21 protein-coding genes and 1 other annotated feature are annotated in these 21,690 nt (G+C 35.6%); of the genes, 8 read left to right on the top strand and 13 right to left on the bottom strand.

The genetic code is table 11. The features are described 5' to 3' along the window. Positions 1-291: 291 nt before the first annotated feature. From BW732_RS10665 to BW732_RS10655, 3 genes are all read right to left on the bottom strand, one after another. A protein-coding gene (locus BW732_RS10665; protein ID WP_152023783.1) for an IS3 family transposase occupies positions 292-1,421 on the bottom strand; the annotation gives its coding sequence in 2 pieces (ribosomal slippage) (positions 292-1,133 and positions 1,133-1,421; 1,131 coding nt in all). Positions 1,422-1,609: 188 nt separating this feature from the next. Next, complete coding sequence (locus BW732_RS10660) at positions 1,610-1,804, bottom strand: hypothetical protein (RefSeq protein WP_077276718.1); 195 nt, start codon at positions 1,802-1,804, stop codon at positions 1,610-1,612. 1 nt (position 1,805) lies between these two features. Further along, positions 1,806-2,420: a recombinase family protein gene (locus tag BW732_RS10655; protein ID WP_077276717.1), complete on the bottom strand. Its 615-nt coding sequence runs from the start codon at positions 2,418-2,420 to the stop codon at positions 1,806-1,808. 892 nt (positions 2,421-3,312) lie between these two features. Here BW732_RS10655 and BW732_RS10650 point away from each other — a divergent pair. Then, positions 3,313-4,455 carry a site-specific integrase gene (locus tag BW732_RS10650; protein ID WP_077276716.1) on the top strand — a complete coding sequence of 381 codons (1,143 nt, stop codon included), beginning with the start codon at positions 3,313-3,315 and terminating at the stop codon, positions 4,453-4,455. A gap of 204 nt (positions 4,456-4,659) precedes the next feature. On the opposite strand, the gene sufB is transcribed toward BW732_RS10650, so the two are convergent. From sufB to sufC, 5 genes are read right to left on the bottom strand one after another with little or no spacing between them, the layout of a single operon-like run. After that, positions 4,660-6,054 (bottom strand): Fe-S cluster assembly protein SufB, encoded by a 1,395-nt coding sequence (gene sufB / locus BW732_RS10645; protein WP_077276715.1) that lies wholly within the window; start codon positions 6,052-6,054, stop codon positions 4,660-4,662. Positions 6,055-6,079: 25 nt separating this feature from the next. Then, a complete protein-coding gene (gene sufU / locus BW732_RS10640) occupies positions 6,080-6,550 on the bottom strand; it encodes a Fe-S cluster assembly sulfur transfer protein SufU (protein ID WP_077276714.1) in 471 nt (156 codons plus the stop codon). Further along, complete coding sequence (locus tag BW732_RS10635; protein WP_077276713.1) at positions 6,537-7,769, bottom strand: cysteine desulfurase; 1,233 nt, start codon at positions 7,767-7,769, stop codon at positions 6,537-6,539. Before BW732_RS10635 ends, sufU begins: the two co-directional genes overlap by 14 nt. Further along, on the bottom strand, positions 7,770-9,059 hold the full coding sequence (gene sufD, locus BW732_RS10630; protein WP_077276712.1) for a Fe-S cluster assembly protein SufD: 1,290 nt from the start codon (positions 9,057-9,059) through the stop codon (positions 7,770-7,772). It lies immediately after the preceding gene. 20 nt (positions 9,060-9,079) lie between these two features. Continuing rightward, the gene (gene sufC / locus BW732_RS10625; RefSeq protein WP_077276711.1) at positions 9,080-9,853 is read right to left on the bottom strand and encodes a Fe-S cluster assembly ATPase SufC; all 774 of its coding nucleotides are present in this window, start codon (positions 9,851-9,853) and stop codon (positions 9,080-9,082) included. A 234-nt stretch (positions 9,854-10,087) separates the two neighbouring features. Here sufC and BW732_RS10620 point away from each other — a divergent pair, with 234 nt between their 5' ends. The 4 genes from BW732_RS10620 (at position 10,088) to lrgB (ending at position 13,916) form a co-directional block, all read left to right on the top strand. Continuing rightward, positions 10,088-11,842: a sensor histidine kinase gene (locus BW732_RS10620; protein ID WP_077276710.1), complete on the top strand. Its 1,755-nt coding sequence runs from the start codon at positions 10,088-10,090 to the stop codon at positions 11,840-11,842. 36 nt (positions 11,843-11,878) lie between these two features. Next, positions 11,879-12,610, top strand: coding sequence for a LytR/AlgR family response regulator transcription factor (locus BW732_RS10615; RefSeq protein WP_077276709.1), 732 nt, complete (start codon positions 11,879-11,881; stop codon positions 12,608-12,610). A gap of 149 nt (positions 12,611-12,759) precedes the next feature. Next, positions 12,760-13,227 (top strand): antiholin-like murein hydrolase modulator LrgA, encoded by a 468-nt coding sequence (lrgA, locus tag BW732_RS10610; protein ID WP_077276708.1) that lies wholly within the window; start codon positions 12,760-12,762, stop codon positions 13,225-13,227. 2 nt (positions 13,228-13,229) lie between these two features. Continuing rightward, complete coding sequence (gene lrgB, locus BW732_RS10605) at positions 13,230-13,916, top strand: antiholin-like protein LrgB (RefSeq protein ID WP_077276707.1); 687 nt, start codon at positions 13,230-13,232, stop codon at positions 13,914-13,916. A gap of 72 nt (positions 13,917-13,988) precedes the next feature. Here the strand turns inward: lrgB and BW732_RS10600 are convergent, their stop codons facing one another. The 4 genes from BW732_RS10600 to BW732_RS10585 form a co-directional block, all read right to left on the bottom strand. After that, complete coding sequence (locus tag BW732_RS10600) at positions 13,989-14,246, bottom strand: hypothetical protein (RefSeq protein WP_077276706.1); 258 nt, start codon at positions 14,244-14,246, stop codon at positions 13,989-13,991. A gap of 154 nt (positions 14,247-14,400) precedes the next feature. Beyond that, a complete protein-coding gene (locus BW732_RS10595) occupies positions 14,401-15,243 on the bottom strand; it encodes a MetQ/NlpA family ABC transporter substrate-binding protein (RefSeq protein ID WP_077276705.1) in 843 nt (280 codons plus the stop codon). 19 nt (positions 15,244-15,262) lie between these two features. Then, on the bottom strand, positions 15,263-15,952 hold the full coding sequence (locus BW732_RS10590; protein ID WP_077276704.1) for a methionine ABC transporter permease: 690 nt from the start codon (positions 15,950-15,952) through the stop codon (positions 15,263-15,265). Continuing rightward, positions 15,945-16,982, bottom strand: a complete 1,038-nt coding sequence (locus BW732_RS10585; RefSeq protein ID WP_077276703.1) for a methionine ABC transporter ATP-binding protein — start codon at positions 16,980-16,982, stop codon at positions 15,945-15,947. Before BW732_RS10585 ends, BW732_RS10590 begins: the two co-directional genes overlap by 8 nt. 76 nt (positions 16,983-17,058) lie before the next feature. Then, positions 17,059-17,313: a binding site (T-box leader), on the bottom strand. A gap of 181 nt (positions 17,314-17,494) precedes the next feature. On the opposite strand from BW732_RS10585, the gene deoC reads away from it, so the two are divergent. The 3 genes from deoC (at position 17,495) to BW732_RS10570 (ending at position 19,813) form a co-directional block, all read left to right on the top strand. Continuing rightward, positions 17,495-18,148, top strand: a complete 654-nt coding sequence (deoC, locus tag BW732_RS10580) for a deoxyribose-phosphate aldolase (protein WP_077276702.1) — start codon at positions 17,495-17,497, stop codon at positions 18,146-18,148. A gap of 135 nt (positions 18,149-18,283) precedes the next feature. Continuing rightward, positions 18,284-19,102, top strand: coding sequence for an NUDIX hydrolase (locus tag BW732_RS10575; protein ID WP_077276701.1), 819 nt, complete (start codon positions 18,284-18,286; stop codon positions 19,100-19,102). Between the two features lie 12 nt (positions 19,103-19,114). Then, on the top strand, positions 19,115-19,813 hold the full coding sequence (locus BW732_RS10570) for an alpha/beta fold hydrolase (RefSeq protein ID WP_077276700.1): 699 nt from the start codon (positions 19,115-19,117) through the stop codon (positions 19,811-19,813). 60 nt (positions 19,814-19,873) lie between these two features. Here BW732_RS10570 and BW732_RS10565 read toward each other — a convergent pair whose 3' ends face one another. Further along, positions 19,874-21,532 carry a glycerol-3-phosphate dehydrogenase/oxidase gene (locus BW732_RS10565; RefSeq protein WP_077276699.1) on the bottom strand — a complete coding sequence of 553 codons (1,659 nt, stop codon included), beginning with the start codon at positions 21,530-21,532 and terminating at the stop codon, positions 19,874-19,876. Positions 21,533-21,690: the final 158 nt, after the last annotated feature.

Genomic DNA, 21,690 nt, shown 5'->3' with positions numbered 1-21,690 from the left:
CACAACATGTATATTCTATACCAAAGGATGAAGATTTAGCCTCCTCACACTATTAATATACTAAAAATAAACAATTTTTTTCTTTCACCAGTATAAAAGACTAAAGGTAGGTATTATTATATACCTTATCTTTAGCTACTCAACTGCAGTAGCATTCTCTAATGCCAAAGTTATTTCTTTCTCCTCATCGTTATAATCATATATGTCTGGAATGGCAACTGAATTGGCAACACTTTTCTGTACAAAAATTATAAGGTCTTTATTTTCTTTTGATAGTTATATTATGTCCCGCTAAATAGCCTGTTTCAACTCCCAATCTAAACGGTAATTAATCGGAGATTGATACCCAAGCTTGCCATGTTTTCTAAACTTGTTCCACCAATTGACATAATCCATTAACTCATATTGCAGTTCGAACAATGATTCAAAAGATTGTTGATAAATAAACTCAATCTTAAATGCTCGATAAGTTGCTTCTGCCACGGCGTTATCATAGGGACAACCAGGGCGTGATAAAGAACGCTGTATCTGAAACGCAGCTAATAATTCATCAATACTTTGATTATCAAATTCTTTTCCTCGGTCTGTATGAAAAATTTCAACATCATCTAATGGCTGTTCAATCGTTCCGATTGCCTGTAACACAAGGTCCACAGATTTGTTAGGACCACTAGAATAGCCAACTATTTCTCGATTGAATAAATCAAGAATAAAGCAGACATAATGCCACTTTTGACCTACTTTAACATAGGTTAAATCTGTCACTAAAGCTTCCATAGGTTGCATTCTATCAAATTGACGTGATAAAACATTAGTGATTTTCTGTTCATTTTTACTCGTTGCCTGTGGCTTAAATTTCAGTGTTGTGTAGCTTGAAATGAAATTGAACTTATTCATGATTCGTCGTATCCTTCTTCTTGAAACAATTAATTCTTGATCGTTTAAATCATCTTTAATTCTTCTTGCTCCGTAGGAGTTACGGCTATTTGTGAAGGACTCAATGACTGCTTTTTCAACAATAGCTTCTGATTTTTTTCTTTTAACTTCATAGTAATAAGCCCCACGAGAAATTTCTAATTTTCGACACATCGCTGATACACTGTACTTCTTTTTATTTTTTCTAACAACTTCTACTTTCGTCCGAATATCAGCGCTGCTTGCTTTAAAATATCATTCTCCATCATCAATTCTTTATTTAGTTTACGTAATTCACGCAACTCTTTTTCTTCTGGCGTCAAATTATCTTTCTCTTTGAATGATCCTGACTGATTGTACTGTTTGACCCATTTGTCAAAAGTTGATGGCGTTAGATCATATTCTCTTAAAATATCTTTTCTAGGTTTTCCTGATTTATGGAGTTCCACCATTTGTTTCTTAAATGATTCTTTAAAGGTCCGTCTCGGTTTTCTGTTAGTTGTCATGAGATAAGCTCCTAATCTGTTTTTTATTAAGTATAGACACCTTATCTTTTTTGTTCAACTAAGTGTAACCTATTCAATGTCTATATAGACATCTTGTATGAATTTTATATTATCATAATAAAATTAATTAGTACACGATAAAAATTAAAAGCACTTAGCTTAATTTAGCTAAGTGCTTTGTAAAAACTCTATTCTCTATCCACTTTTTCATTGTCTTTCTTAATATTTCGTATACTTGATTTTATTGAACCTTGTTTATTAAAAACTTTTTTTAGCATTTCTAATACTTCTTCTTCTTCCATTTTATATTCATCTAGTTTTTCAAACAACTCTTTTAACATCTTATCATTTTCCGCTTTAGTTTTTTTACTCACATCTGACATCTTATAATCCTTCTTTCTCTAAATCTTTTAAAATTCTATAGACTGTATTTCTTGATACCCCTGATTCTCTAGCTATTTGTCTAACTGGTACGCCTTCTTGATACCACTTAATAATTTGTTGATAAATTAATTGTTTTTGCTTATCACGACTATCTTTTGTATAAATTGCTTGCCTACCTTTATATTTACCTTGTTTCTTAGCAAGTTCTATACCTTGTCTTTGCCTCTCATGTATAGCTTCTCTTTCATTTTGTGCTATGTAACTTAATAGTGAAAGAAACATATCTGACATAGCTTGATCTAACAATTTATTGTTTGTATTAAAGTTTAAGAATGGAGCATCTAAAACTTCTATTTGCACTCCTTTTTCTCTTAAGTCCCTATAAACTTGCTTTGTATCATCATAATTTCTACCTAACCTATCTAAACTTGTAACTACCACAGTGTCATCTTTTCTAACAAAAGCTAACATTTCTTGAAATTCTGGACGATTGCTTATATCCTTACCTGATTGTTGTTCTTCATATACTATCTCTACTTTATTTTCTTTCATTTGTTTTCTTTGTCTATCTAAATTCTGTTGATTAGTTGAAACTCTTATGTACCCCACTTTCATTTTTTCACCTCTTTCTATTTTTATAATGAACCATGTATTTGAACCACTGAAATTATTGATATACTTGCTTTTATTCAAGGCTCATTTTATGTATAGCTTGTACGCACCGATAACTTGGTTTTAGCTCACATACCGTCTAACTAGAATAAGCACTAGTAACGTGTAATGTTATACATCTAACTATATTTTCTCCTTTATCAAAAGATTTTGGATAAAACAAAAAAGAGACATGCGTTGTTGTCTCTTTTTCTCTGATTTCTAATGATTTAATTGACTTCTTAATTAAATAGTATTCTCCTTAAATTATTATTTAATACCGTCCCAATATATACTTTACGCGTGTTCGCTTTTGTAAAAATCTGTAAAACTTTTTTTTAATTGTAGTAAAATAAACGTATGTACTCTATATTGGGGCGCTACTAGCCTTTTTTTTATGTTTGTTCTATGTATTCTGTTATACACTCAAATAATTACTATCTGATAAATTATTCATTATAGCTACTTTTTTTCTCTTGGTTGTATCATCTATTTCGAATGAAAAATTGCCAGTAATAAATGACTGATTAATCTATCACGCTACAACCACATCCATTAGCTTTTACATACTTTTAACGATATTTACAACTGAGACAATCAAAAAGCTTAACTTCTATGGTGTTTTTGAATAATTGAAAAAAGACAGTTGACTCAAAAAGCTAGACTTCTAATATGTTTTTCAATGTTTCAACACACACTCTCTGTCTATGAAAATTAGTAAAATTGTACATTGGAATACTTTAAAACATATAACTTTTGCATCTAAAGCCAAAGCCTAGCCTTTAACTAGCTTAACTCTAATTTAATTCTAGTAACGAATCGTTATAATTATATAAAAAATTTAGGAGGTATATTTATGGCTTCAATTACTAAATACACCAATTCTAAAGGTTCTTTCTGGCAAGTAAGAGCTTTTATAGGTTATAAAGAAGATGGAAGGGAACTTCGTTTAACTAGGAAAGGATTTAAAACAAAAAAAGAAGCTCAAAAAGCTTTAAATCAAGCTATTTCTGATTATGAAACAAAAAAAGCACCTGAAGAACAAGTGCAATTAACATTTAAAGAATTATATGATATATGGTTAGAACAATATCGATTATCTGTTAAGCCATCTTCTGTCGCAACAGCTAAAAGGTACTGTGAGTTACATGTTTTACCTGCCTTTGGTCACTTAAAACTAAATAAAATTACTGTGGCTTATTGTCAAAAACAAGTAAACATCTGGCACTCAAAGTATAAGCAGTACAACTATCTAAGAAAAGAAACTCAAAAAATTATGAAGTTTGGTGTTTCAAGTGAACTCATGGATTCAAATCCAATGTCTAAAGTAATAGTGCCACGTAAAAAAGAAATTGACACCCCTGTTAAATTCTATACTAAAGATGAATTAATTGAGTTTCTAAACTTTTCTAAAAGTATTTGTAATTCCAAAATTTACACCTTCATTCGACTTCTTGCTTTTACCGGCATGCGTAAGTCGGAAGCACTCGCTTTACAGTGGCAAGATATTGATTTTACTAGAAAAACACTTAATATTGGTAAAACTGTGGCTATCGATGAGTTTAAACAGGTAATTTTACAAGAACCAAAGACAATCAACTCCATTAGAGTTATTAAGTTAGATGATGGCACTTTATCACAACTAGAATCTTGGAGAAGAGAACAAGAAATACAGCTAAAATTTTTAAAAATCAAATCATCTACTCAACAACATATTTTTACTGGGAAGAATAATAGGTTATACTATCCTCAAATCATTAACGACTGGTTAAATTGGGTCTATCTTAAAGACTCAGAAAAGAGATTTCATAAGATTACCCCACATGGTTTCAGATATACTCACTGTAGTCTTCTTTTTGAAAGTGGTGCAAGTATCAAAGAAGTTCAGTCTCGTTTAGGACATAAGGATGTCCAGACGACACTCAACGTATATGCTTGTACAACTCCCCAAATGATTGAGAACACCGGAGAGAAGTTTGCGAATTATATAAATTTCTGACTTACACTTCTATTCTATTATATATTAGTAGAATAAGAAAAAGCCTGTCTTCTCTGCCAGCTTTTCACATCCACTAAAAATCTTATCTAATATCCTTAATTTTTTTTACTTCTAACCGGGTAACATTTCGGGTAATTTCAAAAATTTGTGATAAAAAATAACCAAGATAGTTGATTTAACAACTTTCTTGGTTAGAATTTCACATCATCCCACGGATCCTTCCATCTCATAACTAATCAATCGGTTTAATTCCACAGCATATTCCATCGGTAATTCTTTCGTAAATGGCTCAACGAATCCCATAACAATCATCTCGGTTGCTTGTTCTTCTGATAAACCACGACTCATTAAATAATACAATTGTTCTTCTGAAATTTTTGACACTTTCGCTTCATGTTCCAAAGCCACGTGACTATTATGAATTTCATTAAACGGAATAGTATCACTTTTCGATAAATCATCCATGATGATCGTGTCACACTCGATATGTGAAATAGATCCTGGGCTATTTTTCGCGAAAGTCACTTGGCCACGGTAATTCACTTCTCCGCCACCTTTAGCGATTGATTTTGAGACAATCGAACTTGATGTGTTTGGGGCATTATGAATCATTTTCGCACCAGTATCTTGGATTTGACCAGCACCTGCAAAGGCAACAGATAGCATAGTACCTCGTGCTCCTTCACCATCAAGGTAAACACTTGGGTACTTCATTGTTGTTTTAGCACCTAAGTTACCATCAATCCATTCAACTGTTGCACCTTGTGCTGCTTTGGCACGTTTAGTCACTAAGTTGTATACGTTATCTGACCAGTTTTGAATGGTTGTATAACGACAATACGCATCTTTTAGCGTAAAGATTTCCACGATTGCGGCATGTAAACTGTTAGTTGAATATGTTGGCGCTGTACAGCCCTCAACATAATGAACACTCGCACCTTCATCAACAACAATTAATGTTCGCTCAAATTGTCCAGTATTTTCCGCGTTAATTCGGAAATAAGTTTGTAATGGAACATCCACACGGACGCCTTTTGGCACATAGATAAACGTTCCACCAGACCAAACAGCTGAATTTAAAGCAGCTAATTTATTGTCTGTTGGGGGAACTAATTTTGAAAAATATTGTTTAAAAATGTCTGGATATTCTTTTAAAGCTGTATCAGTATCCGTAAAGACAATACCTAATTTTTGGAACTCTTCTTTCATGTTGTGATACACAACTTCAGATTCGTACTGAGCACTAGCACCAGCTAAGTATTTACGCTCTGCTTCAGGAATACCAATTCTTTCAAAGGTTTCTTTGATTTTATCTGGTACATCGTCCCAATCACGAGCAGGCTTATCACTAGCTTGTTGGAAGTACTTGATTTTATCAAAATCTATATCTGATAAATCAGGACCCCATTCTTGCATTGGCATTTTTTTAAATTGTTCAAATGATTTTAAACGGAATTCTAACATCCATTCTGGTTCTTGTTTACGAGCTGAGATGGCACGAACGATTTCTTCCGTTAATCCTGCTCCGGTACTGAAGACAGGTTGGACATCGTCGTGAAACCCAAATTTATATTCTTCTAACTGTGGTACGTCACTCATTTGTTACACTCCTCTATTCTTCAGTTTATTTCTTATCATCAGTCTTGGTAGTTTCGCCGTTTTCATGCTGAATAATACCTCGTTCGAGTGCTTTCCAAGACAGCGTCGCACATTTGATACGAGCAGGAAATTTAGCAACCCCTGCTAGCATTTGTGCATCCCCTAATGTTTTTTTACGTTCGGCAAGTTCTTCGCCTTGAACAAGTTCTAAAAAGTTACCAATCAACTCAATTGCTTCTTTCTCTGTCTTACCCTTGACAAGATCGGTCATCATACTGGCACTTGCCATACTAATAGAACAGCCATGACCATCAAATTTGACGTCTTGAATAATGCCATCATTGACACGCAAGGATAATTGAATCACATCACCACACGTTGGGTTGTTTAACTCAATATGTGTCGTTGCTTGGTCCAACTGCCCTTTATTATGGGGATTCGCTGTATGATCTAAGATGACTTGTCGGTATAAATTATCTAATCTAGATAAAGCCATTTGAAAAAAACTCCTTTGTCGCCAGAATCGCTTCAACTAAGCGGTCTGCGTCTTCTTTGGTATTGTAAAAATAAAAACTTGCTCGTGCGGTTGATTGCACGTTTAAATATGTTAATAAGGGTTGGGCACAGTGGTGACCAGCTCTAACAGCTACGCCTTCCATATCTAATGCAGTAGCGACATCATGGGGATGAATTCCATCTAAATTAAAGGCAATCACACCACTATGCTTGGCTGGATCGCTAGGACCATAAATGGTGAGCCCCTCAATCGCTTGTAATTTAGGCAAAACATACGCGACCAGTGATTGTTCGTAGTCGTGAATAGCCTGTAAACCTAAGTGTTCTAAATAATCAATGGCTGCACCTAACCCAATTGCACCCGCAATATTTGGTGTGCCGGCTTCAAATTTATAAGGTAACTCAGCCCAAGTACTGTCTTCATGATAGACAAAATCAATCATCTCACCACCAAATTCGACTGGTTCCATTTTCTCAAGCCACTGACGTTTGCCATAAAGTACACCGATACCTGTTGGACCACAAAGCTTATGACCACTAAAGGCATAAAAATCACAGTCTAATGCTTGGACATCAACTGGTAAATGCGGAGCACTTTGCGCGCCATCTACAATCATCACAGCACCTGCTTGGTGAGCTAAAGTGGTGAGTTCTTGGATGGGGTTAATCACACCTAAGACATTTGAGGCATGGGCGAGAGCCACAATTTTGACGCCTGGTACGATTTTTTGGCGAGCATCTGTCATGTCCAACTCACCTTCAGTTGTTAAATCGATATAGACTAAGTGGGCTTTTTTGCGTTTGGCTAATTGTTGCCACGGCACGATATTCGAGTGATGTTCCATTTGCGAAATTACAATTGTATCACCCGCTTCAACGACAACATCACCTAGACTTTGCGCAACCCAATTCAGGCTAGTAGTCGTTCCTCGCGTAAAAAGAATCTCGGCAGATTCTTTTGCGCCTAAAAATTGGCGAACTTTATTACGCGCGGCCTCGTATTGACTGGTTGCTCGTTCAGCGAGTGTATGGACACCTCTATGAACGTTGGCATTATCTAATTCGTAATAGTGTAACAAAGCGTCAAGCACCTGACGAGGTTTCTGCGTTGTTGCGGCATTATCTAAATACACCAGGCGTTCATCATTCACTTCCTGAAATAATATTGGAAAATCATTCCGGATGTCCTTACAAATCATTTAGTCAACCAGCTTTCTATCAATAACTTTCACTAATTCGTCGCGCACACGTTTCACCGGAATCGCAGCAATTACTGATCCTAAGAAGCCACGTGTCACTAAACGTTCGGCTTCACTTTGTGGCAAACCACGACTCATTAAGTAATACAACTCTTCAGGATCTAAACGTCCTGCACTTGCAGCGTGACCTGCTGTTACTTCAAATTCATCAATTAATAAGATTGGGTTAGCATCGCCTCGTGCTTTATCAGATAGCATTAATACGCGACTTTCTTGTTGCGCATCTGCACCTTTTGCCCCTTTTAGAATATGACCAATTCCATTAAATGTTAAGGCGCCTCGTTCACGGATTACACCATGTTGCAAAATGTGTCCCACAGAATGTGAGGCTTTATTTGTGACACGTGTGTCAATTCCTTGACGTTGGCGACCTGAACTAATCGCAACTACCTTTACTTCGGAATGTGAGCCTTCACCAACTAAATCTGAATCAAAATCAGCCACCACATCGCCATCATTTAAAATACCTAATGCCCAATCAACGCTAGCATCACGCATAATATGTGCTCGGCGATTAATATAAGTACTAACTGTTTCACCTAATTGGTCAATTGCTGAGAATTTAACTTTTGCACCTGGTTTCGCGATAACTTCAACAATGATGTTAGCTGATAATTTTTCATTTGTCGTACCAACAGATTGAATTCGTTCTAGATAACTAAATTCACTATTTTCATCAGCAACAATTAATACATGTTTTGCAAATAAACTACTGTCTAAATTGTTATGATAGAAAATTGATTCAAAAACATCTTTAACGACAACATTTTTAGGCACATATAAAAATACGCCACCATTCATGAAAGCTGCATGGAAAGCAGTTAGACGGTCTTCACCAATTTCAACAGCTTTCGTCATGAAATAGTCTTTGACCAACTCACCATGTTCTCTAATTGCTGTAAAGATATCAGTAAAGATAACTCCTTGTTCAGCGAGTTCCGTTGATAGCTGTTCAAAGTGTGTCGTCGTACGTCCTTGAATAATTAATGGATTATCTTCCATCTCATCAAAAGCCGGTAAGACAGGTGTTCCTAATACCTCATCATTTAAATCGCGCACTTCTAGTAATGGCCAACGGTGAAATTTTACGCGTTCGATGACTGGTAGTGGCAATTCTTCTGCGAGTGCTAATGCTTTTTTACGGATGTCTAACATCCAACTTGGCTCTTCCTGACTTGCTGAAAAAAGAGTGATTTCGTCAAGATAGTTTTTTAGTTCTAAGCGTTCCATTTATCTGGTCCCCCTTTTTCTTATTCTGCTTCTTCTTTAAAATCAATACCTAATTCTTCACTAATACCTTTGTAACCTTCTGCTTCTAATCGTTGGGCTAAATCAGCACCGCCAGTTTTCACGACGCGACCTTCCATCATGATATGGACTACATCTGGAACAATATAGTTCAAGAGACGTTGGTAGTGAGTGATGATTAATGAACCGAAGTTATCCCCACGCATAGCATTGATTCCTTTTGATACAACTTGTAAGGCATCAATATCTAGTCCTGAATCAATTTCATCTAAAATGGCAAATGTTGGTTCTAACATTAATAATTGTAAAATTTCATTTCGTTTTTTCTCACCACCAGAAAAACCTTCGTTTAAATAACGTTCAGCCATTTCTTCTGGCATATCTAATAACGCCATTTTTTCATCTAATTTATCTAAAAAATCCATTACAGAGATTTTGTCATCTTCGGCACGTTTCGAATTAATTGCCGCACGCATAAATTCGGCATTTGTAATTCCTGGAATTTCACTAGGGTATTGAACCGCTAAAAATAGACCGGCACGAGCACGCTCGTCAACTTCCATGTCTAAGACGTTTTCCCCGTCTAATAAGATTTCACCTTTAGTTACTTCATAGTTTGGATTTCCCATAATAGCAGCTGATAATGTTGATTTACCAGTTCCATTTGGTCCCATAATGGCATGAATTTCCCCCGTCTTCATGGTTAAATTAACGCCTTTTAAAATTTCTTTATCTTCAATCGAAACATGTAAATCTTTTATCTCTAAAACGGACATTGATATCCCTCCAATTATTTATAAACTACATTACAATTCTAGCCTAATTGAGAACGTATTTCAAACACAAAGTTTAACAAATTTAGTCACCCTGTGCAGTTATTGATAATTCACGCTTTTTCTTAATAATAATTAATTTAATTTAAAAAAATTCCTATACAAATTACGACTTTCGCATTACACTAAAGACAGTTTTAAAATAACTAGCACAATTAAATAATTAGGAGGAACATCATGTTAGAGTTATTTATTTTGATGATGGAACGTGTGGGCTTGATTATTTTACTCGCCTTTTTATTAGTTAATGTTCCCTATTTTAAAAAGATTCTCCTCAGTCGTAACCAGATGTCTTCCAAGGGACAATTAATTTTAGTTTTTGCTATTTTTACTTTTGTCTCTAATTTAACTGGGATTGAAATTACCAACAATCAAATTATCCCAAGTAACATTCTCACTAACATTGCTTCCGAGGCATCAATTGCTAATACTCGAACGCTAGCAATTGGGGTATCAGGTATTGTTGGTGGCCCCTTAGTGGGTGCTGGTGTTGGTGCTTTTGCTGGTATCCACCGCATGCTACAAAGCACTAGTGACAGCTTTTTTTATATTCCTTCCTCTATTCTAGTTGGTATTATTTCCGGTTGGCTCGGGATTAAGCTATCACGACGAGGCGAATTTCCGACTCCTACACAAGGGGCGATTGTTGGCGCTTGTATGGAAGCCATTCAAATGCTGTTTGTGATGTTATTTACAGGTAGTTCGATTGATCATGGGATTGAATTAGTGAAATTAATTGCTCTACCTATGATTGTCTTAAATAGTCTTGGGAATTTTATTTTTTTATCTATTCTAACGATTACCCTGAAACAAGAAGAACAAGCCAAAGCCGTCCAGACTCATGATGTATTAAATTTAGCCGCCCAGACATTACCCTACTTTAGAGAAGGTTTGCATGAACACTCTAGTCAAGAAGCAGCTAAAATCATTAAACACTACACAAAAGTCAGTGCAATCAGTATTACCGATAATCACCAAATTTTAGCGCACGTTGGTGCCGGAAGCGACCATCATATTCCTGAGTTAGAGGTCATTACCGAGCTATCAAAAAATGTCCTGAGAACAGGAAAAATGTCGATTGTACATCATAAAGCCGCAATTGGCTGTTCACATCCTGATTGTCCACTGGAAGCAGCAATTGTTATTCCCTTAATCGTACAACAGCGGATTGTCGGCACATTAAAAATGTATTTTACCGATGCGAGCCAGCTCACCCATGTGGAAGAACAATTAGCCGAGGGTTTAGGAACGATTTTTTCATCGCAAATTGAACTAGGTGAGGCTGAAGTACAGTCCAAACTATTGAAAGAAGCGGAAATAAAATTTTTACAAGCACAAGTCAACCCACACTTTTTCTTTAATGCTATCAATACTATTTCGGCTTTAATGCGCCGAAATAGTGACCAAGCACGCGAGTTATTACTTCAGCTAAGCGCCTATTTTAGAGGGAATTTACAAGGTGCGCGCCATACTTTAATTTCTTTAAAACAAGAACTCATTCAAGTTGATGCTTATTTATCTCTCGAACAAGCTCGTTTTCCAGACCGCTTTAACATTCAATTTGAAATTGAGCCAGGACTTGAAGATGTCTTAGTCCCACCTTATTCTGTGCAAATTTTAATTGAAAATACGATTAAGCACGCTTTTGGTAGTCGTAAAAGCGGTAACGACGTTTTGGTGACAATCTTTACACAAGAAAAAAACTGCCACATCTCTGTGAGTGATAACGGTGTCGGAATTCCTGTCGATAGATTAAAATTACTTGGTAAACAACCCGTCACCTCAGCCAAAGGAACAGGAACGGCTTTAGAAAATTTAGCCAAACGCTTAACGAACCTATTTGGAACTGATGGTCAATTTATTGTGACCAATCAATCGTCAGGTGGTACAAAAGTAACCCTCATTTTCCCTTGCCATACCGATGAATCTTAAGTCACTATTTTATAATTTTAGAAAGGAGTCGTCATTATGCATGTCTTAATTGTTGATGATGAACCATTAGCTCGTGAAGAATTACATTATTTAGTCTCACAGCATCCAAAAATCCAAACCATCGCTGAGGCTGACTCTGTAGCAGAAGCGATGAATGCGATGATGGACCAAAAACCAGATATTCTGTTTTTAGATATCCATCTTACAGATGAAAGTGGCTTTGATTTAGCAGAGAAATTAGTTAAATTAAAGCAACCGCCATATTTAATTTTTGCTACTGCCTATGATGACTATGCTTTAAAAGCCTTTCAAGTTAATGCCAATGATTACGTACTCAAACCTTTTGATGAAAAAAGAATCCATGCGGTTTTAGATAAAGCTGTAGCGACAAATCAACAAACGAGCCATACTATTAATCAGCTATCCACTTCGCCAACTCTTGAAGCACTCCCGATTCAAGGCGATGATCGCATTTATTTGATTCATCCGACTGATATTTATCTGGTATCGGTTGATGACCGCGAACTAAGTGTCCATACTAAAAACGACGTCTATCAAACAACTGGTACTTTAAGTGGGATTGAGAAAAAATTACCACCGGATTTCTTTTTAAAAACACATCGTAGCTATATTTTAAACACCTCAAAGGTCCAAGAAATTCAGCCATGGTTTAATAATACTCTACAAGTTACCCTTGATAATGAGTTAAAAGTACCTGTCAGTCGCTCATATGTAAAACAGTTAAAAGAGCGTTTTGGTCTAAATTAAATAAACTAAAAGAACCTGAAATAATCATGTATTTCAGGTTCTTTTTTATGTAATTAGCGTATCAATTTTAGCAATTGACGTTAATTTCAGCACAAATAAAGGGCTTTCTTATATACTAAACATGTCAAAGAGAAAGGGAGCGAATAATCATGGAAACACCTACACAACATACTCAAGTAAAAGTAAAAGCAACACCTTTTTTACAACAAGCCTTTATTTTTTCACTCATTATTTTAATCTCAAATGGCCTATCATTCATTTTACCAATTCCGATGCCAGCCTCTGTCATTGGATTAATCTTACTCTTTATTGCCCTATGCACCAATATTGTTAAACTAGAACAAGTCGAAGGTTTGAGCAATAATCTCTCAACTATCATCTCATTCTTATTTGTACCATCTGGTATTTCTTTAATTAATTCACTCGATTTAATGAAAACTTCTGGGAGCCAAATTCTCTTAATCATCTTTGTTGCCACATTTGTCCTATTGGCTCTAACTGGTTGGAGTGCCAGTTATTTATTAAAAGCACGTCGCGCAACAATCGCTAAAAAAGCACCCACAAAAAAATCAGCAGTCTTTGCTACTAAGTCTGTTCAAATGAAGGAGGTACGTTAATCATGACCCCATACGTTGGAATTATCATCTCATTTGTCGTTTTCGGGATTGGCACATATTTATTCAAAAAAACCAATAAATTCTTTTTGTTCACACCTTTGTTTGTTGCAATGATTCTAGGTGTGCTTGTCTTAAAAGTTACTGGCATTAGCTATGAGCAATACAATGAAGGGGGAAAAATGATTAGCTTCTTTTTAGAACCCGCAACAATTGCTTTTGCGATTCCACTTTATAAAAAACGGGATGTGCTAAAAACATATTGGCTCGAAATTACGGCAGCTATCACTATTGGCTCATTAATTTCAGTTATTAGTATTGTTGGTGTTGGAAAATTAATTGCGATGAACTCTCAAATGATGGCATCTCTTTTACCACAAGCAGCAACAACTGCGATTGCGATTCCTGTTGCCGAATCAGTTGGTGGAATTGCGTCAATCACTGCTTTCTCCGTTATTTTTAACGCTGTTATTGTCTTTGCACTCGGACAAGCTGCACTTAAATTTTTCCGTGTAACAGACCCAATCGCAAAAGGACTAGCCCTTGGCGCTGCGGGACACGCTCTTGGTGTGGCTGTCGCTATGGAAATGGGTGAAACTGAAACAGCTATGGCTAGTATCTCAGTCGTCATTATTGGTATTATTACTGTGATTGTAGTGCCTATTTCAGCGACACTATTAGGAATTGCTTAACTTACCCCCAATAAGATTTTTGAAAAAATAAAGCCGCTAAGCACACAACATTGACGTTGTGACTTAGTGGCTTTATTTTGTATTGAGGTAAATTATAGCTAGAAGCGTCAAACTATAAAAGAAAATATCCCAAATAATCCATTTCTTTTTACCTGTTGTTGCTTTAGGAATAAAATAAATATCCATTAAAATGCCTAATGCAATTAATAAACAAAACATTATATTAATATTAAATACAATAGCACTGACAATTAAAATCAGTAAATAGGTTATTAATACAATCATATATCGTCGATGTAATTTATCTGGTAATTGTTTTAAACGGTCCATACGTCATTTCCTCCGTTCTTTAAGCGTCTAGTTATTGTGTTTCATTTTAACGGACTATCAATAAAGAAACAAGCAAAAGCTTAGAAAGAGGTTGCCCTTTTTCGGGTCAACCTCCTCTTTTTAACACTTTATTACCTGTAAAAGTTCCACTCAATTAGTCAATAATTGTAATGGTACCTTTCCATTTTTCATCAACAAATTTTTTCACTTTTTCATCATGTAGCGCTTCGACTAAGGCACGTGTTTTATCACTATCTTTATCTTCCGAACGAACAGCAATAATATTCGCGTAAGGTGAATTGTTTTTTTCAACTAATAAACCGTCTTTTTCTGGATTCAAGCCAATACCTTCCGCAAAGTTAGCATTAATTGCAATCATATCCCCTTCATTATTTTGGTAAGCCGTTGCTAAAATAGCTGGATCAATATCATATTTAAATTTTAAATTTTTAGGGTTTTTTTCAATATCATCAAACGTCGCATTAGTTAAATCAGTACCTTCTTTAACCGTAACTAAACCAGCATCTTGCAACATAGTGATAATACGACCCCAGTCGGTTTGTGAGTTACTAGCAATAATTGTTGCACCATCTGGTAAGTCTTTGATGTCTTTAATTTTTTGTGAATAAAATGCCATTTTTTCTAAGTGAATCGGTCCCGCATTAGCAAAGTCATAATTTTTCTCTTTAACTTCTTTATCGAAATAAGGAATATGTTGGAAGTAATTTGCATCAATTTCTTTTTCTGCTAAAACTTTATTCGGTAAAATATAATCATTAAAGACTTTAATTTCTAAATCATACCCTTGCTCTTTTAAGACAGGCTTGACTTGCTCTAAAATTTCAGCATGCGGTGTTTGTGAAGCTCCCACAACAATCGTTTTGTCGTCTGATTTACTGTTACTTGATGAGTCTTTGCCAGTGTCTTTTCCGCCACATGCCACTAAACCAATTGTTACTAAACTTAATAAACTTAATGCTAGAATTTTTTTCTTCATCTTCTATTCCTCCTATAATTTACGCTCGTTTATCTAATCGTTTGACTACTGTATCACCAATCCATTGAATAATAAACACTAATACTAAAATTAATACTGTTGCAAGCATAATAATTGTGTATTTATTTCCCATAAAACCACCTTGATAAGCCAAGGCTCCCAGACCACCTGAGCCAATTGCACCAGCCATTGCTGTAAAACCAATCATTGTAATCGTCGTCACCGTAATACCCGATACGAGTGCTGGTAAACTTTCCGGAATTAATACTTTGTAAATAATCTGCCATTTTGTTGCGCCCATCGCCTCACTTGCCTCAAGCACACCAGAATCAACTTCTCGAAAAGCAATATCTACTAAACGTGCATAAAAAGGTGCGGCAGAAATAATTAATGCTGGTAATGCTGCCGTTGGTCCTAACATTGTTCCAATTAAAGCTTTCGTTAAAGGAAACAGTAAAATAATTAGAATAATAAAAGGAATTGACCGAAAAGTATTACTGATAAGTGAGACCACTAAATATAAAAAGCGATTCAATGGTTTTTTGTTACGGCTAAAATAAAAGAGCATTAAGCCAATAATCAAGCCTAAGATTGCCACAAAAACAGTTGATACAATTGTCATATACAGTGTTTCTTTCGTCGCTTGAATGAAAGCATCCGGTTGAATTTCTGACCAATTAAAATACATTTCTGTAAAACTCTTATCCATATTGAATCACCTCAACTCCTACACCGTTATTTTCAAAAAAGACGAGTGTTTCACTTAATAACTTGGACTCACCAGTTACTTGCACAAGCATTGTTCCAAATGAACTTTGATTAGTTTGACGAATCGATGCTTGTAGAATATTAATATCGATTGGGTACTCACGCACCACTTTACTGATAACTGCCTCTGCAGCTTTTTCTCCCTCAAAAATCAACCGTACAAGCATGCCATCTGGATAAGCTTGTGTCAGATAACGCAAGGTATCAGCACTTTCTTCTTCATCGGTAACTGCATCTTGTTTCACGAAGTTAGCAGTGACAGCTGATTTAGGATTTTTAAAGACGTCTAAAACTTTACCCATCTCAATAATTTTACCCGCTTCCATCACAGCTACCTGATGGCAAATTTTACGGATAACTTGCATCTCGTGTGTAATCAAAACAATTGTTAAATTTAGTTTTTTATTAATCGCTAATAGTAACTCTAGCACTTCATCTGTTGTTTGTGGATCTAAAGCACTTGTAGCTTCATCACAAAGTAGAATTTCTGGTTCATTTGCCAGTGCTCGGGCAATTCCGACGCGTTGTTTTTGACCACCAGACAATTCACTGGGATAAGCATTTTCACGACCTTCTAAACCAACCAAAGCAATTAATTCGAGTGCGCGTTTTTCACGCTCGGCTTTTGGAACATTACTTAATTCTAGTGGCAGCATAATATTTTCTTTAACCGTACGCGACCATAACAAGTTAAAATGTTGGAAAATCATACCAACTTTTTTTCTAAACTCTCGTAATGCCTTACCCTTTAATTGACTGACTTGCTCTCCATTAATAATTACCTCACCAGATGTTGGCGTTTCAAGATTATTTAATAAACGAATCAAGGTACTTTTACCAGCTCCTGAATAACCAATAATGCCAAAAATTTCGCCTTTATCAATGGCTAAATCAATTTTGTCAACCGCATTGACGATGGTATCTTTTGTCTTAAATGTTTTTGTCGCTTGTTTTAATTGAATGATATTCATAATATACCCCCTATTTTTATTCACTTGCCACTAAAAAAAGCCTCCGTCCTTTATCTACTTTTTAATCTAAAAGTAAACAAAGGACGAAAGCGTTGTTTCGTGTTACCACCTTAATTCGTTACTATTTCACAATAGTAACCTTACTCAGTACGCAAGAATCGAGTCTTTCAATACTGCTGTCCGATAACGGGAACTCCCGAAACAAATTAACCAACTGCTCATTTGTTTATGCTCAAAGGCCATTTTCGCTACTCACACTCATCCTCTTTTTCACCAACCGAGGTCTCTTTAAAAAGTATCTAGTAGGTACTCTCCTTCTCAATGCTATGTTCTATTCAATATTGTGTTTATTATCGCAAATCCTAACATCACTGTCAACCATTTTTTTGATTAATTTTATTTTTAGATATTGACGGATGAAACGACTATTAAACTATGACTTTTAAGTAGTTAAATGTTAAAATAATATCAGAACATCATTTATATAAAAACACATTAAAGGAGCTACTACCATGACAAAATTTACCGATTTAGCCAAATTTATCGACCACACCACTTTATTACCAGGTACGACACGCAGTGAAATTGAATTACTATGTAAAGAAGCCAAAAAATTAGGTTTCGCTTCAGTTTGCGTCAATCCTTACTGGGTGGAGTTATGCCACGAATTACTACAAGACACTGATGTTAACGTATGTACTGTTGTCGGATTTCCTTTAGGCGCTAATACAACTGAAACAAAAGTCTATGAAGCTAAAGATGCCATGAAACACGGAGCAGTTGAAATTGATATGGTCATTAATATTGGTGAATTAAAAGCTGGTAATGATGACGCAGTGAAAGCTGATATTGCTGCTGTAGTCAAAGCATGCAAGAAAAAAGCTTTGGTCAAAGTTATTATTGAAACTTGTCTCTTAACTGATGATGAAAAAGTTCGTGCTTGCCAATTAGCTGTCGATGCTGGAGCTGAATTTGTTAAGACCTCAACTGGTTTTTCAACGGGTGGTGCCACTCCTGAAGATGTTAAACTAATGAAAGATACTGTTAAAGACCTAGCACAAGTCAAAGCTTCTGGTGGTGTGCGTTCTAAAGAAGATGCGATGAAGATGCTTGAAATGGGCGCAGCTCGTCTAGGAACTAGTGCAGGATCTAAAATCGTCCGCTAAAAGTCAGAGTGAACAGTCTACCAACTGTTCCTCTTTTTGGCTTTTTTTGGAAATCAAATAAGAAACAGATGATTTTTTTGCTTTAAAATGATAATCTTACAGTATGATTAATTGTTTAAAGAAAGGTCGTTTGTTATGTCGTCATTTAATAACTCCTTAGAGGAAAAGCATTATTATGAAACTCAAGTCTCTGAGGATGAATTTTTAACTTGGTATAAACAACAACATTTTCCCACTCACGATGTACCATCTGTAACAGTCGATATAGTCTTATTTTGTTACAACCGTGAAGAAGATGATTTAAAAGTTTTACTAATTAAACGAAATACTCACCCATTCCAATATTCATGGGCTCTGCCTGGCGGTTTTGTTCAACAACACGTATCAACTGCCGATAGCTGTATTCGTCAAACATTTGCTGAAACGGGTGTATCAATTACTAAAAATAATATTGAACAACTACATACCTTCAGTACTCCCGGACGAGATCCCCGTGGTTGGGTGATTACTGTTAGCTATTTGGCCTTTATTGGTGAAGAACCACTCACCGCTGGTCAAAAAACATCGGACGCTTCTTGGTTCTCTGTAAAGCGTTCCGTTAATTTGTTAACACTAAGTAATTCAAAAAAAGCACAAATTAAACTAAACTTGTTAAATGGTGAATCATTAGGCCGAGATTCCTTGGCTTTTGACCATGCGGATATTGTAACTAAGGCGTTTAATCGTGTCTGCAATAAAATGTATCATGAACCACAAGTTTTGCGGGTTCTTGGTGAATCATTTACGATTACTCAAGCACGAAAGTTATATGCAAAATTTCTTGGGATTGACTATCAAGAAATAGATCATTCAAATTTTAAAAAAGCCTTACTACCTTATCTCGATGAAGTTGGTCAAAAAGCTATTGGTGTTGGACGTCCATCAAAAATTTACCAATTAAAAACACGTCAATAAGGAGTCTTTGCTATGTCTGAAAAAATTGTTTCATCATTTGATGGAACACATATTTATTACAAAATTCTTGGTAAAGGAGCACCACTTTTCTTTATTCATGGAAATAGTAATAGCCATGACTATTTTTATCAGCAAATGGCCTTTTTTAAAGAGCACTACCAACTCATTTTAATGGATACAAGGGATCATGGACGGTCGTCAAACAATGCCCAAGACTTAAACTATCAAGATATTATGTTAGATATTTTAGCTATTCTAAAAAATGAAGACCTTAAGAAAACTTCATTTATTGGCTTTAGTGATGGTGCGAATATTGCACTTGCATTTGGAGCAAAGTATCCTAGCCATTGCGATAAACTTATTTTAGCCTCTCCGAATATGACCTATGAGCAACTAAAACCTAGCCAACGCTGGATGATGGATACTGCTTACTATGTCACGAATAATCTTTTGCCTTTAAAAAAAATTCCTAGAGTCTTACGCTTAGCTATGCTCAACATACCTATTACCGATAGACAGCGTCTTACTTGGGAGCCACCAACATTAGTGGTTATTGGAGATCACGATATTACCACTCCTAAAAGTATGTTGGACTATATTCAACCCATACCCAATATGCAGTTAGAGGTTATCCCTCGATGCTTGCATTCCATACCTTTGTTAAAACCAACTATCTTTAACCGATTGTCATTAAACTTTTTAATGAATTAAAAAACTTACTAAACTAAATCCTAATTATGGATTAGTCTAGTAAGTTTTTTGGCTTATTGATTAGTAGCTATAAACTGTGTGACGTTTAATTTCATCAGCTAATTCGCTTGCCATTTCTTCATAAGTACCATCAGTCCAATTATAATAATCAGACATCACGTTTAAAACAGCTTCTTGAATATCAAGACATTTGTCGATATTAAAGAGCATATAGCCAGTTCGTCTTAACAGAAAATCAATTGGATGTAATGCCATCTCATCACTCATTGCATAACGTAACATAGCATAATCAACATCATCTAGTTCAGTTGTATTATCTTCCATCAAATAGTTAAAGACCTTTTCAACGTTCGTGCCATAATGATGAACCAACCAAGTTGCTTGCTCTTCTGGTAAGTTAAAATTAGTCATCCCTCGCTTAACCATTTGCTCAGTAAATCCTTCAAAGCCTAAACTGCCACCTAAATCACCACCAGATAAAGGTAATTCAACCGTTTGACAAGCAACAAATGGAATACCTTCTACTTTTTCTAGGTCTTTCATTACTTTATCAACAATTTCTTCTGCCATCTTACGGTAACCAGTTAATTTACCACCTGCAATTGAGTACAAACCACTTTCAGAATGGAAAATTTCATCACGACGAGAAATTTCTGAAGGGTCTTTTCCATCTTCATTAATTAATGGACGAACACCAGCCCAAGCAGATTCAACATCATTAACAGTTAATGGCTCAATATCAAACATTTGGCTAGCACCATTAATAATATAAAGAATATCTTCAATTAAAATAGTTGGTTCAGATGGATTTTTTTCATAGAACGTATCAGTTGTACCAATGTATACTTTTCCTTCACGTGGAATGGCAAACATCATGCGTCCATCATGATAAGGTGTATCAAAATAAATCGCATTGGAAATTGGGAACTTGTCACCGTCAACAACGACATGCACACCTTTAGTTAAGTGCAAATGCTTTTTATTTTTAGAACCATCTAATTCTCTAAAGCGATCCACCCATGGACCAGACGCGTTAATTACACGTTTTGCATAGATAGGATACTCAACTTGGTTAATTAAGTCTAATGCACGTACGCCAATAATATCGCCAGTTTCTTGACTATAAAGGAGTTTTGTCACTTTAGTGTAATTGGCAATTAAAGCTCCTAGCTCGCTTGCCTTTTTAGTTGCTTCTAAAGTCAAGCGCGCATCATCTGTGCGATACTCAACATATACTCCTGTCCCCTTAAGACCATCCTGTTTTAAATACGGTTCACGTTTCAATGAATCAGATGGATCCAACATAAATTTACGCTCATCTTTTTTTACACGTGCTAAACGGTCATAGACATCTAAACCAATACTAGTAGTGAACGAACCAAATGTCCCACCATCATAAAATGGTAACATCATTTTTAAAGGTGTTGTGACATGTGGCGCATTTTCATATACAATTGCGCGCTCTTGGCCAACTTCAGCCACTGTTTTCACATCAAATTGAGCGAGATAACGTAAACCACCATGAACTAATTTAGTTGAACGACTAGAAGTTCCTGAAGCAAAATCACGCATCTCAAGCATGCCGACTGACAAACCACGTGTAACCGCATCCAATGTTATGCCGGCCCCAGTGATTCCACCACCGATAACGAATACATCTAATTTTTTCTCAGCCATTTCTTGCAAGTTGGCCAGTCTTGTATCATTTGAAAACATCATTATCATTCCTCCAATAACCATTTATACTACACTTTTATTTTAACATAAACTGTACCTTATATATATGTTTTATTCTTATGGACATTTTCTAATTTAATTTTTTTATTCAATGTGCTATTATGAAATCTAAATAATAGCACCCGTTAACGGCTGAAAGG

Source organism: Vagococcus penaei (assembly GCF_001998885.1).
Lineage (GTDB): Bacteria > Bacillota > Bacilli > Lactobacillales > Vagococcaceae > Vagococcus > Vagococcus penaei.
This window is presented reverse-complemented; position numbering and strand designations above follow the sequence as displayed.